We start from the raw sequence: 14773 nt of genomic DNA on the forward strand, positions 1-14773 counted from the left end.
CGAGCCGCCGCGAACCCACTAAAGTAAGGGCCATGACCGAAAGCTCCGTGCAGCCCGCCCTCTGGCCCGCCCCCTCCGCGCGCGGGGCCGTCGAAGCGACGGTCACCGTGCCCGGATCCAAATCGGTCACGAACCGCGGGCTGATCCTCGCCTCGCTGGCCGCGGAGCCCGGGTGGCTGCGCCGCCCGCTGCGCTCCCGTGACTCCCTGCTGATGGCCGACGCCCTGCGCGCCATGGGCGTGGGGATCGAGGAGACCGTGTCGTCCAGCTCCGCCGCCGCGGGCCGGGACGGCTTCACGGGCGAGGCGTGGCGGGTCATCCCCGCCGGTCTGTACGGCCCCGCCACCGTCGACGTCGGCAACGCCGGCACGGTGATGCGCTTCCTCCCGCCGGTCGCGGCCCTCGCCGACGGCCCGGTGCACTTCGACGGGGACCCCCGGTCGTACGAGCGCCCCCTCGGCGCGGTCATCGAGGCGCTGCGGGTCCTGGGCGCCCGGATCGACGACGAGGGCCGGGGCGCGCTCCCGCTGACCGTGCAGGGCGGCGGGGCACTGGACGGGGGCTCGGTGGAGATCGACGCCTCCTCGTCGTCGCAGTTCGTCTCGGCGCTGCTGCTGTCCGGCGCGCGGTTCAACCAGGGCGTGGAGGTACGGCACGTGGGGTCGTCCCTGCCGTCGATGCCGCACATCCGGATGACGGTCGACATGCTGCGCGCGGTCGGCGCCCAGGTCGACGAGCCGGAGACGGGCGGCGAGCCGAACGTGTGGCGGGTCTCCCCCAGCGCGCTGCTCGGCCGGGACCTGACCGTCGAGCCGGACCTCTCCAACGCCCAGCCCTTCCTGGCCGCCGCGCTGGTGACCGGCGGCCGGGTCACGATCCCGGACTGGCCGGAGCACACGACGCAGCCCGGGGACGCGCTGCGCGAGATCTTCACGGCGATGGGCGGCTCCTGCGAGTGGGCCGTGACCAACGAGGGCAGCTCCCTCACGCTGACCGGCTCGGGCCGGATCCACGGCATCGACGTCGACCTGAGCGAGGTCGGTGAGCTGACGCCGGGCATCGCGGCCGTCGCCGCCCTCGCGGACTCGCCGTCCACCCTGCGCGGGGTCGCGCACCTGCGGCTGCACGAGACGGACCGGCTGGCGGCGCTGACCAAGGAGATCAACGAGCTGGGCGGTGACGTGACGGAGACCGCCGACGGGCTGCACATCCGGCCCCGCCCGCTGCACGGCGGCGTCTTCCACACGTACGACGACCACCGCATGGCGACGGCCGGGTCGATCATCGGCCTGGTGGTCGGCGGCGTCGAGATCGAGAACGTGGGGACGACGGCGAAGACGCTGCCGGACTTCCCGCAGATGTGGACCGACATGCTCGCGGGAGCGAGCCCCGGCCCGGGTGCGGGCGCGGGAGCCTGACGCGATGCGCCGCTACGGCAAGAACCCCGACGAGGACGACATCCGGACCCGCCCGAACCCGAAGGGCAACCGGCCGCGTACGAACATCAGGCCCAAGCACGAGGACGCCTCGGAGGGCATGGTCCTGACCGTGGACCGCGGCCGGCTCACCTGCCTCGTCGAGGACCGGGTCGTGCTGGCGATGACCGCCCGCGAGCTGGGCCGCAAGGCCGCGGTGGTGGGCGACCGGGTCGACATCGTCGGTGACCTGTCGGGCAAGAAGGACACGCTGGCGCGGATCGTACGGATCGGGAAGCGCACCTCGGTCCTGCGGCGCACGGCGGACGACGACGACCCGTACGAGCGGGTGGTCGTCGCCAACGCCGACCAGCTCGCGATCGTCACGGCCCTCGCCGACCCCGAGCCGCGCCCCCGGCTGATCGACCGCTGCCTGGTCGCGGCGTTCGACGCGGGGCTCGAACCGCTGCTGGTGCTGACCAAGTCCGACCTGGCGTCCGCGGACGAGCTGCTGGAGACGTACCAGGACCTCGGCATCCACTATGTCGTCACGCGGCGCGACGAGTTGGAGAGCGGGTTCGCGGCGGACCGGGTGCGGGAGTACCTGGAGGGCAAGGCGACCGCGTTCGTCGGCCACTCCGGCGTCGGCAAGACCACGCTGGTCAACGCACTCGTCCCGGAGGACAGGCACCGGAGCACGGGCCTCGTCAACGCGGTGACGGGACGCGGCCGGCACACCACCACGTCGGCGCTCGCCCTGCCGCTGGCGAAGGCGGACGGCTGGGTCATCGACACCCCGGGCATCCGGTCCTTCGGGCTCCACCACGTCGACCCGTCGCGCGTGATCCTGGCGTTCCCCGACCTGGTGCCGGGGACGGAGGGCTGCCCGCGCGCGTGCAGCCACGACGAACCGGACTGCGCGCTGGACGCGTGGGTCGCGGAGGGGCACGCGAGTCCGGCCCGGCTGTACTCGCTGCGGCGGCTCCTCGCCACGCGCGAGCGGCGCGAAGGCGACTGACACAACGCGTTTGCGCGCCCCCGGCGTTGGTAAGTGAGTGCATAATCGCACCGAGCGACACCGAGCAGTCACCGACGCGGGAGGCCCCAGAAGATGGCGTGGCTGCTGGTTGTGGTCGCCGGAATCCTGGAGACGGGTTTCGCGGTCTGTCTCAAGCTCTCGCACGGATTCACCCGGCTCTGGCCGACCATCGCCTTCGCGTGCTTCGCCCTCGGGAGCTTCGGTCTGCTGACGCTCTCGCTGAAGAAGCTCGACGTCGGCCCCGCGTACGCGGTGTGGACGGGCATCGGCGCGGCGGGCACCGCGATCTACGGAATGATCTTCCTCGGGGACATCGTCTCGGTCCTCAAACTGGTCTCGATCTCGCTCGTGATCATCGGCGTCATCGGCCTCCAGCTCTCGGGCTCGGCGCACTGACGGCAGGCCCCGGGGCGCGTCGTCACACCGCCGCCTCCGTGACGGCGCTGCGGACCAGCTGCCCCACCGGTTGCGCGCCGGGCGCGACGAGGTGGGAGAGCGCGAGGCGTACGGCCAGTTCGCACCGGCGCAGATTGTGATCCGTACGCCCCCCGTCCAGCGTGCTCGCCGACCGGTCCCGTACCAGCGCCACCAACTCGGCCGGTACGGGCGGGCCGGTGCCGGCCCCGCGCGGCGCGGGGACGGCGGCGGACGCCCCAGGGGTACGTGACGGGCGCGGCGTCGGCAGCCACTCCCCCCAGCAGCCGGTGAGCAGCGCCCGCAGCAGGGGCCGGTCCGCCGCCCTGGCGACGGTCCACTCGGCGACGGCGGCCAGCCGGTCGGCCGGCTCGGCCCGGGTGTCCGCCTCGGCCAACTGCCCTTCCACGCCGCGCAGATAGAGGTCGGCCTCGCGTCGCACCAAGGCGCGGGCGAGCCCGTCCTTGCCGCTGAACTCGTTGTAGAGGGTCTGCCGGGACACCCCGGCGGCGGACGCCACCTCGACCATCCTGACGGCCTGCCAGGGCACCTCGGCGAGCGCCGACTGCGCGGCGTCGAGCAGGGCTTCACGTGCGGTAGGCATCGTTGCCTCCGGGGGCGTCGGGTGTGCGCACAGAGTCCTCGGGCGTGCGCACAGAGTTGACGCGCCGTAGCGCACTGTCAAGGGGCGCGGCACCACGGCCCTTCCCCGCCGCCCGCTCCCCGTAGCCCGGCCCCGTGACCGGTCGATACTGTGACGCCCATGCCCGACTACCACGATGATCTGCGTCTCGCCCACGTCCTCGCGGACGCCGCCGACGCCGCGACGATGGACCGGTTCAAGGCGCTCGACCTCAAGGTCGAGACCAAACCGGACATGACACCGGTGAGCGAGGCCGACAAGGCCGCGGAGGAGCTGATCCGTGGGCACCTCCAGCGGGCCAGGCCGCGGGACGCGATCCTGGGCGAGGAGTTCGGCGTCGAGGGCACGGGGCCGCGCCGCTGGGTGATCGACCCCATCGACGGCACCAAGAACTACGTGCGCGGGGTGCCCGTGTGGGCGACGCTGATCTCCCTCATGGTGGCCACCGAGGGCGGGTACGAACCGGTCGTCGGCGTGGTGTCCGCGCCCGCGCTCGGCCGGCGCTGGTGGGCGGCGAAGGGCGGCGGGGCCTACACGGGCCGCAGCCTCTCCTCGGCGACCCGGCTGCGCGTCTCGGACGTCGGACACGTGGGCGACGCGTCGTTCGCGTACTCCTCGATCACCGGCTGGGAGGAGCAGGGGCGCCTCGACGGCTTCCTCGACCTGTCCCGGGCCGTGTGGCGCACGCGCGCGTACGGCGACTTCTGGCCGTACATGATGGTCGCCGAGGGCTCGGTGGACATGTGCGCGGAGCCGGAACTGTCCCTGTGGGACATGGCGGCGGTGGCGGTCGTGGTCCAGGAGGCGGGCGGCGACTTCACCGGCCTCGACGGCCGGCCGGGCCCGCACAGCGGCAACGCGGCGGCCTCGAACGGCATCCTCCACGAGGAGCTGCTCGGCTACCTGAACCAGCGCTACTGACACCGACGCCCCTTCGACGGCGTCACGGAGCGTGAGGCGGGCCCGGGCGGCGCCTTGTGTGATCTTTTGGAGCCCCCACCGCACTCCTACGCCCCTCTTGTCGACCCGGCGCATCGGTGCGACTCTGGGAGTCCCCCCGCTTGTGAACTTGTGAATCGCTTCTCGTTACGTTCCGTACGCACCGCGCACGTGCCGTGCGCGCACCTCGTACCCGCCGCGACGATTCACCCAGGAGGTGGCTCCATCCCATGCTCGTCCGTGACGCCATGAGCTCGGTGGTCCTCACCATCGGCCCCACCCACACCCTCCGCCAGGCCGCCCGCCTGATGGCGGCCCGCCGCGTCGGCGCCGCCGTCGTGCTCGACACCGACCACTGCGGGATCGGGATCCTCACCGAACGGGACATCCTGGTCTCGCTCGGCGCGGAGCAGGACCCCGACACCGAGACCGCGGGCACGCACACCACCGGCGACGTCGTCTTCGCCGCCCCTTCGTGGACCCTCGAAGAGGCCGCGGAGGCCATGACGAACGGCGGCTTCCGCCACCTGATCGTGCTCGACGGGCACGAGCCGGTCGGCGTCGTCTCCGTACGCGACATCATCCGCTGCTGGGCCCCGGTCAGGACCCGGGCCGCGGCCATGGCGGGGTGACGCGGGGCGGCCCCCGGAACGGCGAAAGGGGCCGGGTCCCGAAGGACCCGGCCCCTGCCGTCTCGGCGAGGTCCGGCTGTCAGCCGCGCAGGGCCTGGACCGCGGAGTCCAGCCGCTTGCCGAAGTCGCCGTCCGCCTGGCGGAAGTTGTTCACCGCGCGCTCGACGATGTCGTCACGCGACACCTTCGAGATGAATCCGGCGAGGTTGTCGATCAGGCGGCCCTTCTCGTCCTCGGAGAGGAGCCGGTACAGGTTGCCCGCCTGGACGAAGTCGTTGTCCTCGGCGTGCACGGGCGCCTCGGTGTTGCCGGTGACACCGGAGACCGGGGTCGCCTGCCACAGCGGGCGGTCCGTCTGGAAGGGGCCGCCGAAGCTGTTGGGCTCGTAGTTCTTGGTGCCCTTGTGACGGCCGTCGTACAGGAAGCCGTCCCGGCTGTTCGTGCGCGCCTCGGTGGCGTGCGGACGGTTCACCGGCAGGTGGTCGGCGTTGATGCCGACGCGGTAGCGGTGGGCGTCGCCGTACGCGAACAGACGGCCCTGGAGCATCTTGTCCGGGGAGGGACCGATGCCCGGCACGAAGTGCGCCGGCGAGAAGATGGACTGCTCGACCTCGGCGAAGATGTTCTCCGGGTTGCGGTTGAGCTCCAGCTTGCCGATCTCGATCGGCGGGTAGTCCGCGTGCGGCCACACCTTGGTGAGGTCGAACGGGTTGAAGCGGTACGAGGCCGCGTCGGCCGCCGGCATGATCTGGACCTGCACCGTCCAGGACGGGAAGTCGCCGCGCTCGATGGACTCGCGCAGGTCACGCTGGTGGCTGTCCGGGTCCATGCCCGAGACCTGGACGGCCTCTTCGGTGGTGAGGTTCTTGATCCCCTGGTCCGTCTTGAAGTGGTACTTGACCCAGAAGACCTCGCCGGCCTCGTTGTTCCACTGGAACGTGTGCGAGCCGTACCCGTTCATGTGACGCAGCGTCGCCGGGATGCCGCGGTCGCTGAACAGCCACGTCACCTGGTGGGTGGACTCGGGCGACAGACCCCAGAAGTCCCAGACGTTGTCCGCCTCCTGCGAGCCCGTGTACGGGTCGCGCTTCTGGGTGTGGATGAAGTCGGGGAACTTGATGGCGTCCTTGATGAAGAACACCGGGGTGTTGTTGCCGACGAGGTCGTAGTTGCCCTCTTCGGTGTAGAACTTCAGCGCGAAGCCGCGGGGGTCACGCACCGCGTCGGCCGAGCCGAGGTTGCCCGCGACGGTGGAGAAGCGCAGGAACGTCTCGGTCTGCTTGCCGACCTCGGAGAGGAACTTCGCCCGGGTCCACTGCGAGACGTCACGGGTGAGCGTGAAGGTGCCGTACGCGCCGGCGCCGCGGGCGTGCACGATGCGCTCCGGGATGCGCTCGCGGTTGAAGTGCGCGAGCTTCTCCAGCAGCGCCTGGTCCTGGACCAGGACGGGGCCACCGGCTCCAGCGGTCTCACTGTTCTGGTTGTCCGCCAGCGGAGCCCCGGACTCCGTCGTCAGTGGTCCCTGCGTCACGTGCGCCTCCAGCGTCATTACTGCGTTCTGTCCCTTGGCGTTTGCCGATCTCGATCCTACGATGGACTCTGTCTAAGTCAAGTAAACATCCAAAGTCACACTCGTTCGGGACCTGAGTCCCTTCACTGTTAGGCTGGGCCCATGAGTGACCTGTTGGAACGACTTCGCGAGCGCGGCTGGCGTATGACCGCACAGCGGCGTGTCGTGGCCGAGGTCCTCGACGGCGACCACGTGCACCTGACAGCCGACGAGGTGCACGCGCGTGCCGTCGCCAGGCTCCCGGAGATCTCCCGCGCGACCGTCTACAACACCCTGGGTGAGATGGTCACGCTGGGCGAGGTCATCGAGGTGTCCACGGACCGCCGCGCCAAGCGGTACGACCCCAACGCGCACCACCCGCACCACCACCTGGTCTGCGCGCGGTGCGGCGCGATCAAGGACGTGCACCCGACGGGTGACCCGCTGGCCTCCCTCCCGGACGCCGAGCGCTTCGGGTTCTCGATCTCGGACGTCGAGGTGACGTACCGCGGTACGTGCCCGAACTGCGCGGCGGCGTAGGGAAGTAGCGGACAGGACGATCGAGGAAGGGCCCGGCTCCTGGGGAGCCGGGCCCTTCCTCATATGTCTGGTCCACGTCCGGACAGACGTGAGGCCCGGATCCCTTGCGGGACCCGGGCCTCACGTTTCAGTAGCGGGGACAGGATTTGAACCTGCGACCTCTGGGTTATGAGCCCAGCGAGCTACCGAGCTGCTCCACCCCGCGCTGTTGAACTGAACATTACGTCAAGGCGTCGACCAGCGCAAATGACCTTCGCCGGGCTCACGCCGTCAGCTCCTGGTGGAGCGCCTCGCGCAGCCGCGCGGCCCGCTCCGCCACCTCCGAGGGCCCCAGCTCGACGGCGCGCGCGCACCAGCGCTGGCCCTCGGTCAGCTCGCCCCGGCGGGCCGCGAGCAGCGCGAGGCGCAGCGCGGCCCGGCCGTGCCCGGCCTGCGCGGCGCGGGTCCACCACAGGGCCGCCTCCCGCTCGCCGCCCTCACGCGCCAGCAGGAGACCGAGGTTGAACGCGCCGTTCCGGCTGCCCGCCTCGGCGGCCTCGCGGTACCAGCGGGCGGCGTCGGCCATGTCCCCGCGGCCCGCCGCGAGCATGCCGACGCGCACCTGCGCCCGGCGGTGCCCCTGCTCGGCGGCGCGCTCGTACCAGGACTCGCACTCGCTCTTCTCCGGGTACGTCTCCCCGAGCGCGGGCGGTCCCGGCGGCGGCCTGCGCGCGTCGAGCACCGTGGCCAGCCGGAAGGCCGCCTCGGCGCTGCCGCCGCCCGCCGCGCAGCGCAGGTGGCGCTCGGCGGACTGCTCGTCGCCGTCCCGCAGGTAGGCGATGCCCACCTGGAGGGCCGCCTCCGTGTGTCCGGCCGCGGCCGCGCGCTCGTACCACCGCAGGGCCGTACGGTCCTCGTCGCGCCCGGCGTGCAGGATGCCCAGGTTGAACGCGGCGTCCACGCTGCCCGCCTCGGCGGCCTTGGAGAACCAGGGCTCGGCGCCGGTCGCGTCGTCGGCCTGGAGCAGCAGCACGGCGAGCGCGTTGGCGGCCTCGCGGTGGCCCGCGTAGGCGGCGCGGCGGTACCACTGCTCGGCCTGGACGGTACGGTCCTGGGCGGCGCACAGCAGGCCGAGGTTGTACGCCCCGTTGACGTCGCCCGCGTCCATGGCGGCCCGGTACCACCGCTCGGCGGTCTGCGGCTCGCCCCGGGCGGCGTGCAGCGCGCCGAGGGCGTTGGCGGCGTTGCCGTCACCGTCCTGGGCGGCGCGCAGCCACCAGACGGCCGCACTCTCCTCGTCACCGGCGTCGCGCAGCAGGAACCCCAGCGCGCAGGCGGCCCTGGCCTCGCCGTCCTTGGCGGCGGTCAGGTACCAGCGGCCGGCCTCCTTGAGCTCGCCGCGCTTCTCCAGGATCGCGCCGAGGTGCAGGGCGGCGCGGCGGTGGCCGCGCGCGGCGGCCTGCTGGTACCACTGCGCGGCCTCGCTGATCAGCGTGGGCCCGTCGGCCCCCGCCCGGCGCCCGGCCCGGTCCGCGCGCGGCGGGGGCGCGGCGGCGCCCCGGGGGACCGGCCGGCCCGTACCGGTGTCGTACTGGGCCCTGTTGCCGCTGTAGACGACGTCCGCGCCGGAGCGCGCGCTCTCCTTGGCCCGGCGCTCCAGCGCGCGTGCCAGCCGGTACGAGGCCTCGCGGTGGCCCTGTTCGGCGGCGGCGCGCAGCCAGCGCTCGGCGCCGACGTCGCTGCGGTGCTCCAGCAGGTCGGCGAGCGCGTAGGCGCCGAGGGCGTGGCCCTGCTCGGCGGACTGGCGCAGCCAGTACTCGGCGGCGGGCTCGTCGCCGCGCTCGCGGTAGTGGCGGCCGAGGGCGTGGGCAGCGGCGGCCGATCCAGCGACGGCGGCGATCCGCCACCAGCCTGCGGCCTCCTCGACGTAGCCGCGCTGGTGGAGCAGGACACCCAGGTTGTTGGCGGCGGCGCGCTCGCCCTCGGCGGTCGCGGCGCGCAAGTAGGGCTCGGCGGCGTCGAGGTCGCCGCGGCGCAGCAGCAGGGCGCCGAGCACGCTCATCGACGCGGTGTCGCCCTTCTCGGCGGCGCGGCGGTGACGCGCCTCCGCCTCGGCGTCGGACGCCTCCCTCATGTCGGCGGGGGGCGTACCGCCCGTCGCACTCGGGGAGGTGTCCGCGGCGTTGGCGGCACCGGCTTCGTCCTGCTGCACAAACCGCCCTGTCTCCAACAGAGTTGCCCTATCCCCCATAAATACCATCGTCGCACCACCTGTCCACCCACGTACAGCTGGTATGTCCCCCCGCGTACAGCTGGTATATCGCGGCCGGAGAGGTCGTCGTTGCGTTTTGTCGACTTGCCCACAGAGAGACAAGTCAAACCCGAAGGGGGACCAACGCGGCCGACCTGAGACACAGGGGGCGGCGGCACACGTCAAGGGCCCGGATCCTAGAAGGATCCGGGCCCTTGACTTCGCGTAGCGGGGACAGGATTTGAACCTGCGACCTCTGGGTTATGAGCCCAGCGAGCTACCGAGCTGCTCCACCCCGCGTCGTTGTGTCCCAACCGTACCACGACGCGGGGGTGACGCTTTCTCAGTCACTCAAGCCCTCAGTCACTCAGGGCTCATGGGACTCACGTCCCGGTTGACGGTTTCTCGGTGGCCGATCCGGAGGGCTTGGCGTCCGGCTTCGCCGGGGTCGAGCCCGAGGGCTTGTCCCCCGGCTTCTCCGAGGTGCCGGCCGCGGCGTCCGCCTCGGCCGCCCGCCTGAGCGCCGCCTGGAGCTCGTCCTGGGCCTTGCCGTACGCCGTCCAGTCCTGCTTGGCGAGCGCCTCCTGACCCGCGTCGTACGCCTTCTGGGCGTCGGCGATGGCCTGCTTGAGCGCCGTACTGCCGGTGGCCGGCGGCTTGGTGGTGTCCCCCGGTGGCGGCGGGGTGGTCGACGGCGGCTCGGTGCCCTCCGCGCCGAACACCGCGTTGAGCGCCTTGGTCAGGCTGTCCTCGAAGACCGGCTTCCCTCCTCCGTAGGAGGCGGCCACCTTCTTGAGCAGCGGGTAGTTGGCGCTGCCACCGCGCGCGTACACCGGCTCGATGTAGAGGAACCCTCCGCCGAGCGGCACCGTCAGCAGGTTGCCGTACTCGATGTCCGAGTCGGTGCCTCTCAGGTTCCGCACGAACTCGGCGACCTTGTCGACGCCGTTCAGCTCGCTCTGCACCTGTTGCGGCCCCTGGACGTTGGAGGTCACTCTCAGGACTCTGATCTTGCCGAAGTCCGGACTGGTCGCGTCCGCGTCCACCGCCATGAACGCCCCCAGGTTGGGGCGCCCGTTGGGCGTGAAGGTCGTCGTCAGGGAGAACCGCTGGTCCGTCTGGCCCGGCATCTTGAGGCTCAGGTAGTACGGCGGGACCGCGTTGCTGTCCTTGTTGGTCGGGTCGTCCGGCACCTGCCACGCGTCACTGCCGCTGTAGAACTGCGAGGCGTTGGTGACGTGGTAGCGGGTGAGCAGTTCGCGCTGCACCTTGAACATGTCCTGCGGGTAGCGCAGGTGGGCCAGCAGGTCCGGGCTGATGTCCGCCTTGGGCTTCACCGTGCCGGGGAAGGCCTTCATCCAGGTCTTGAGGACCGGGTCCTCGGTGTCCCACTGGTAGAGCGTGACGGTGCCGTCGTACGCGTCGACGGTGGCCTTGACCGAGTTCCGGATGTAGTTGACCTGGTTCTGCTGGGCGACGACCGCGCGCTGGTTGTCGGTCAGCGAGTCCTCGGTCGTGTCCCCCAGCGTCGTACGGGACGCGTACGGGTAGCCGTTGGTCGTGGTGTACGCGTCGACGATCCACTGGATCCGGCCCTTGACCACGGCCGGGTAGGCGTCGCCGTCGATGGTCAGCCAGGGGGCGACGGCCTCGACGCGCTCCTTGGGGGTGCGGTTGTAGAGGATCCGCGATCCCTCGCCGATGGCGCCGGAGTAGATCATCTGCGGCTCGTTGAACGCCACGGCGTAGGCGGCGCGGTTCACCGGGTTCGAGAGGTCGACGCCGCTCTTGCCGGCGTAGCTCGTCGTCTTCTCGCCGTTCTTCTCGTAGTCGAGTTCCTTCTGAGGACCCCCGACGATCGAGTACTGCTCGGTCTTCTCCCCGTAGTAGATCCGCTGCTCGTACGTGGGGAGCGCGCCGGTCGTCGGCAGGCCCGACTCGGTGAAGTCGGGGGCGCCGATGGTCTTCCCGCCCCCGCTGGAGACCACCGGGGTGGTGCCCTTGGCGGCGATCGCGCCGTACCCGTGGGTGTACGTGAAGTGGTCGTTGATCCAGTTGCTCTTGGGGATGCCGTTGATGTTCAGCTCACGCAGGCCGATGACCGTGTCCTGCGGCTTGCCGTCCGGGCCGGTGTAGCGGTCCACGTCCAGCGTCGCCGGGAACTGGTAGTACTTGCGCTCCTGCTGGATCTGCTGGAAGGCCGGGGAGACCACGTTCGGGTCGACCAGCCGGTAACTGGCGGCGCTGTCGGCCGCCTTGCGCTGGTCGGCGAGCTTCGCCGAGTCGCCCTGCCCCGAGTAGTTCTGCACGTCGGCGTCCGCGATGCCGTACGCGGTGCGCGTGGCGTCGATGTTCTTCTTGATGTACGGCGCTTCCTTGGCCTGCTCGTTCGGCTCGACCTGGAACTTCTGCACGATCGCCGGGTAGAGGCCGCCGATGAGGATCGCGGACAGCACCAGCAGACCGAAGCCGATCACCGGCAGCTGCCAGGTGCGGCGCCAGATGGTCGAGAAGAACAGCAGCGCGCAGATCACGGCGATGCAGAACAGGATCGTCTTCGCGGGCAGGTACGCGTTGGCGTCCACGTACCGCAGGCCCGTCCAGTTGCCCGCCGCCTTGAAGTCACTGGACTTCACGGCCAGTCCGTACCGGTCGAGCCAGTACGCCACGGCCTTCAGCGCGACGAAGATCCCGATGAGCACGGAGAGATGGCCGGTGGCGGCGCCGGTCGCGCGCGCTCCCGGGCTCGTCACCCGCAGCCCGCCGTACAGGTAGTGGGTGACAGCGGCGGCGATCAGGCAGAGCACCGCGGCCGCGAAGCCGAAGGCCAGCAGGAAGCGGTACCACGGCAGGTCGAACGCGTAGAAGGACACGTCCAGGTGGAACTGCGGGTCCTTCTGCCCGAACGGCACGCCGTTCACGTACATCAGCCACGTACGCCACTGGCCCGAGGCGGACGCCCCGGCGATCAGCCCGACGAGGGCCGTGATCGCGAGGAGCACCCACTTCTTGTACGGGGCGATGCCCATCCGGTAGCGGTCGAGGTTCTGCTGCTCCATCGACATGGCGCTCAGCGGCGGCCGCAGCCGGTGCGCCAGCCAGATGTTGAACCCGACGGCGGCGGCCATCAGCAGGCCGAAGACCGCGAACAGTCCGACCTTGGTCCCGAGCGTGGTGGTGAAAACCGATGAGTAATCGACCGAGCGGTACCAGAGCCAGTCCGTCCAGAACCCGGCGAACATGACGAAGAGCATGGCCAGTACGGCCAGCACCCCCAACGTCATGAGCAGGGTCCGGACGCGCCGGGACGGGCGGCCCACTCTCATCCGTGGCCCGGCGGGGCCTACGCCGCGGTCCGGCATCTGGAAAGCCAACGTGCGCACCTCGAAGTTCGCGGTCGTATGGATCAGCGTCGTGATGAATCAGCGTCGAACGGTTCAGCCTGTGGAGCGGTCCAGCGATCCTAGGACCCACTCTTGCAACTTACTGAGGCTTTACCTAGTTCCCGTCCGCGGTCCCCGAGGGGGCAGGATATCGGCCATGTCCAACGTTTCCTCAGGTACCCCCATGGCCGCGAGCCCGCTGACCCGCGCGGTCCTCGAAATCGACGCGTACGCGGCGGGGCTCGGCTGGGACCAGCCGGCCCGCCTCTTCGCCCTCGTCGACACCGCCCGGCTGCGCACCGACGAACCCGAGCTCGCGGCCCAGCTGGGCCTCGACGACGGCGACACGACCGCGCCCCTCACCCCCATCGAGCAGGACGAGATCCCGGCCGGCACCCCGCTGGACGAGTTCCTCGCCACGATCGCCTGGCCCGGGGCGGTGGCCGGCTGCGCGATGACCGTGGAGCGGCTGATGCTGCCGCCGTCCGCGGAGTCGTCCGTCCCGGACGGTCTCGACGAGGCCGGCCTCGCCGACTGGGTCGCCACCCACCCCGACCGTCAGGAGGTACGGATGACGGTGGCGGTGCTGCGGGACGGCGCGCGGGACTCGGCGCTGCGGCTGCGCGAGAAGGACTCGCCCACCGAGGTCCTCACCGGCTCGGGCCTGGTCCCCGGGCTGGCCGAGGCGCTGTCCGCCACCTTCGAGGCGTAACCGCCCGGCCCGCGGGCGGAGTCGCTGTGCGCCGGTGACGCGGCCGGTCAGCTTGCCGAACAGCTCGGCAGGCCGGCCGTGTCCCCGGAGCGGATCTTGTCCAGGGACGCCTTGGCGTCGGCGATGGTCTTGACCTTGATCAGCGTGAGCCCGTCCGGGATGTCCGACGCCGCCGCGGCGCAGTTCTCGGCGGGCGTGAGGAAGTACTGGGCGCCCGCGTTGCGCGCGCCGACCAGCTTCATCTCGATGCCGCCGATCGGGCCGACCGTGCCCTGGTCGTCGATCGTGCCCGTACCCGCGACGAACTTGCCGCCCGTGAGGGAGCCGGGGGTGAGCTTGTCCACGATGCCGAGGGCGAACATCAGGCCGGCGCTCGGGCCGCCGACGTCGGCGAGCTTGATGTCGACCGTGAACGGGAACGTGTGGTCCGTCCCGGCCTGGATGCCGACGATCGCGCGGTCGCCGTCGTCGGCCTTCTTGGTCGTGAGGGTGACGTCCTTGGAGGCCGAGGGCTCCTTGCCGGTCTTCTCCGCCGCCTCGGCGTCCTTGGCGGGGACCACCGTGAAGACGACCTTCTGTCCCGGCCGGTGCTTGGTGACGAGCTTGGCGACGTCCGTCGGGGCCTTCACCGGGGAGCCGTCCACGGCCTTGATGACGTCTCCGGCGTGCAGCGTGCCCTCGGCGGGGCTGTCCTTCACGACGGACGAGACGATGATCCGGGAGGTGACCGGGATGTGCAGCTCCTCCAGGGCGGCGACCTTGGCGCTCTCCTGGGACTGGCTGAACTCCTCCGCGTTCTCCTGCGTGGACTGCTCTTCCGTCTTGCCGTCCGGGTAGAGGGTGTCGTGCGGCACCACCACGTTGTCGTGGGCCAGCCAGCCGTAGACCGCCTCGACGACGTTCATCTTGTAATCGGCGCCCGTGACCCGGACCGTCGTCATGTTCAGATGACCCGTCGTCGGGTACGTCTTGTGCCCCGACACCTGGAGGACCGGTTCGCCTCGCGCTTCACCGAGGGTGTTCACCGTCGGCCCCGGGCTCATCTCGGCGTACGGCACGGGGAGCAGCAGGCCCGCGCAGAGCAACCCGATGAGGGCGAGGGTGGAAGCGAGCATCGTCGCGGTGCGCCGTGGCATGGAACGACAGTACGGGAAGGGTCTGTCAGTGCACCCCTGGGGCCGGTCCGTACGAGGAGCCCCCGGCGCGGCCGTCGGACCGGGCGGGAGCCGTCAGGCCGGGCCCGAACCGGAATGTGCCTTTTCCATCGCGTCACGGAA

The 14773-nt window shown here is 71.2% G+C and carries 12 protein-coding genes and 2 tRNA genes; 7 read left to right on the forward strand and 7 right to left on the reverse strand.

The window, feature by feature from the left end:
- The first annotated feature begins 32 nt into the window (after positions 1–32).
- The 3 genes from aroA to HA039_RS10955 all read left to right on the forward strand — a co-directional run bounded on the left by aroA (position 33) and on the right by HA039_RS10955 (position 2850).
- On the forward strand, positions 33–1418 hold the full coding sequence (aroA, locus tag HA039_RS10945; protein ID WP_167027385.1) for a 3-phosphoshikimate 1-carboxyvinyltransferase: 1386 nt from the start codon (positions 33–35) through the stop codon (positions 1416–1418).
- 4 nt (positions 1419–1422) lie between these two features.
- Positions 1423–2433, forward strand: a complete 1011-nt coding sequence (gene rsgA, locus HA039_RS10950; RefSeq protein WP_161308151.1) for a ribosome small subunit-dependent GTPase A — start codon at positions 1423–1425, stop codon at positions 2431–2433.
- A 93-nt stretch (positions 2434–2526) separates the two neighbouring features.
- Complete coding sequence (locus HA039_RS10955) at positions 2527–2850, forward strand: DMT family transporter (protein ID WP_161308152.1); 324 nt, start codon at positions 2527–2529, stop codon at positions 2848–2850.
- A 22-nt stretch (positions 2851–2872) separates the two neighbouring features.
- On the opposite strand, the gene HA039_RS10960 is transcribed toward HA039_RS10955, so the two are convergent.
- Positions 2873–3472: a TetR/AcrR family transcriptional regulator gene (locus HA039_RS10960; protein WP_167027388.1), complete on the reverse strand. Its 600-nt coding sequence runs from the start codon at positions 3470–3472 to the stop codon at positions 2873–2875.
- A gap of 159 nt (positions 3473–3631) precedes the next feature.
- Between HA039_RS10960 and hisN the strand changes: the two genes are divergently transcribed.
- The gene (hisN, locus tag HA039_RS10965; RefSeq protein WP_167027391.1) at positions 3632–4432 is read left to right on the forward strand and encodes a histidinol-phosphatase; all 801 of its coding nucleotides are present in this window, start codon (positions 3632–3634) and stop codon (positions 4430–4432) included.
- A gap of 248 nt (positions 4433–4680) precedes the next feature.
- On the forward strand, positions 4681–5082 hold the full coding sequence (locus HA039_RS10970) for a CBS domain-containing protein (RefSeq protein WP_167027394.1): 402 nt from the start codon (positions 4681–4683) through the stop codon (positions 5080–5082).
- Positions 5083–5161: 79 nt separating this feature from the next.
- On the opposite strand, the gene HA039_RS10975 is transcribed toward HA039_RS10970, so the two are convergent.
- Positions 5162–6631, reverse strand: coding sequence for a catalase (locus HA039_RS10975; protein ID WP_167027397.1), 1470 nt, complete (start codon positions 6629–6631; stop codon positions 5162–5164).
- Between the two features lie 123 nt (positions 6632–6754).
- On the opposite strand from HA039_RS10975, the gene HA039_RS10980 reads away from it, so the two are divergent.
- Entirely contained in the window at positions 6755–7171 is a 417-nt protein-coding gene (locus HA039_RS10980) for a Fur family transcriptional regulator (RefSeq protein ID WP_167027401.1), read from the forward strand.
- 131 nt (positions 7172–7302) lie between these two features.
- On the opposite strand, the gene HA039_RS10985 is transcribed toward HA039_RS10980, so the two are convergent.
- The 4 genes from HA039_RS10985 to HA039_RS11000 all read right to left on the reverse strand — a co-directional run bounded on the left by HA039_RS10985 (position 7303) and on the right by HA039_RS11000 (position 12763).
- Positions 7303–7376, reverse strand: a tRNA-Met gene (locus HA039_RS10985).
- 57 nt (positions 7377–7433) lie between these two features.
- Positions 7434–9410, reverse strand: coding sequence for a tetratricopeptide repeat protein (locus tag HA039_RS10990; RefSeq protein WP_167027404.1), 1977 nt, complete (start codon positions 9408–9410; stop codon positions 7434–7436).
- A 217-nt stretch (positions 9411–9627) separates the two neighbouring features.
- A tRNA-Met gene (locus tag HA039_RS10995) sits at positions 9628–9701 on the reverse strand.
- Between the two features lie 83 nt (positions 9702–9784).
- Positions 9785–12763 (reverse strand): UPF0182 family membrane protein, encoded by a 2979-nt coding sequence (locus tag HA039_RS11000; RefSeq protein ID WP_208298790.1) that lies wholly within the window; start codon positions 12761–12763, stop codon positions 9785–9787.
- A 178-nt stretch (positions 12764–12941) separates the two neighbouring features.
- Here HA039_RS11000 and HA039_RS11005 point away from each other — a divergent pair, with 178 nt between their 5' ends.
- Positions 12942–13496 (forward strand): PPA1309 family protein, encoded by a 555-nt coding sequence (locus HA039_RS11005; protein WP_167027410.1) that lies wholly within the window; start codon positions 12942–12944, stop codon positions 13494–13496.
- Between the two features lie 47 nt (positions 13497–13543).
- Here HA039_RS11005 and HA039_RS11010 read toward each other — a convergent pair whose 3' ends face one another.
- Complete coding sequence (locus tag HA039_RS11010; protein WP_167027413.1) at positions 13544–14632, reverse strand: YlbL family protein; 1089 nt, start codon at positions 14630–14632, stop codon at positions 13544–13546.
- Between the last annotated feature and the right edge of the window lie 141 nt (positions 14633–14773).

The organism is Streptomyces liangshanensis, from assembly GCF_011694815.1.
Taxonomy (GTDB): domain Bacteria; phylum Actinomycetota; class Actinomycetes; order Streptomycetales; family Streptomycetaceae; genus Streptomyces; species Streptomyces liangshanensis.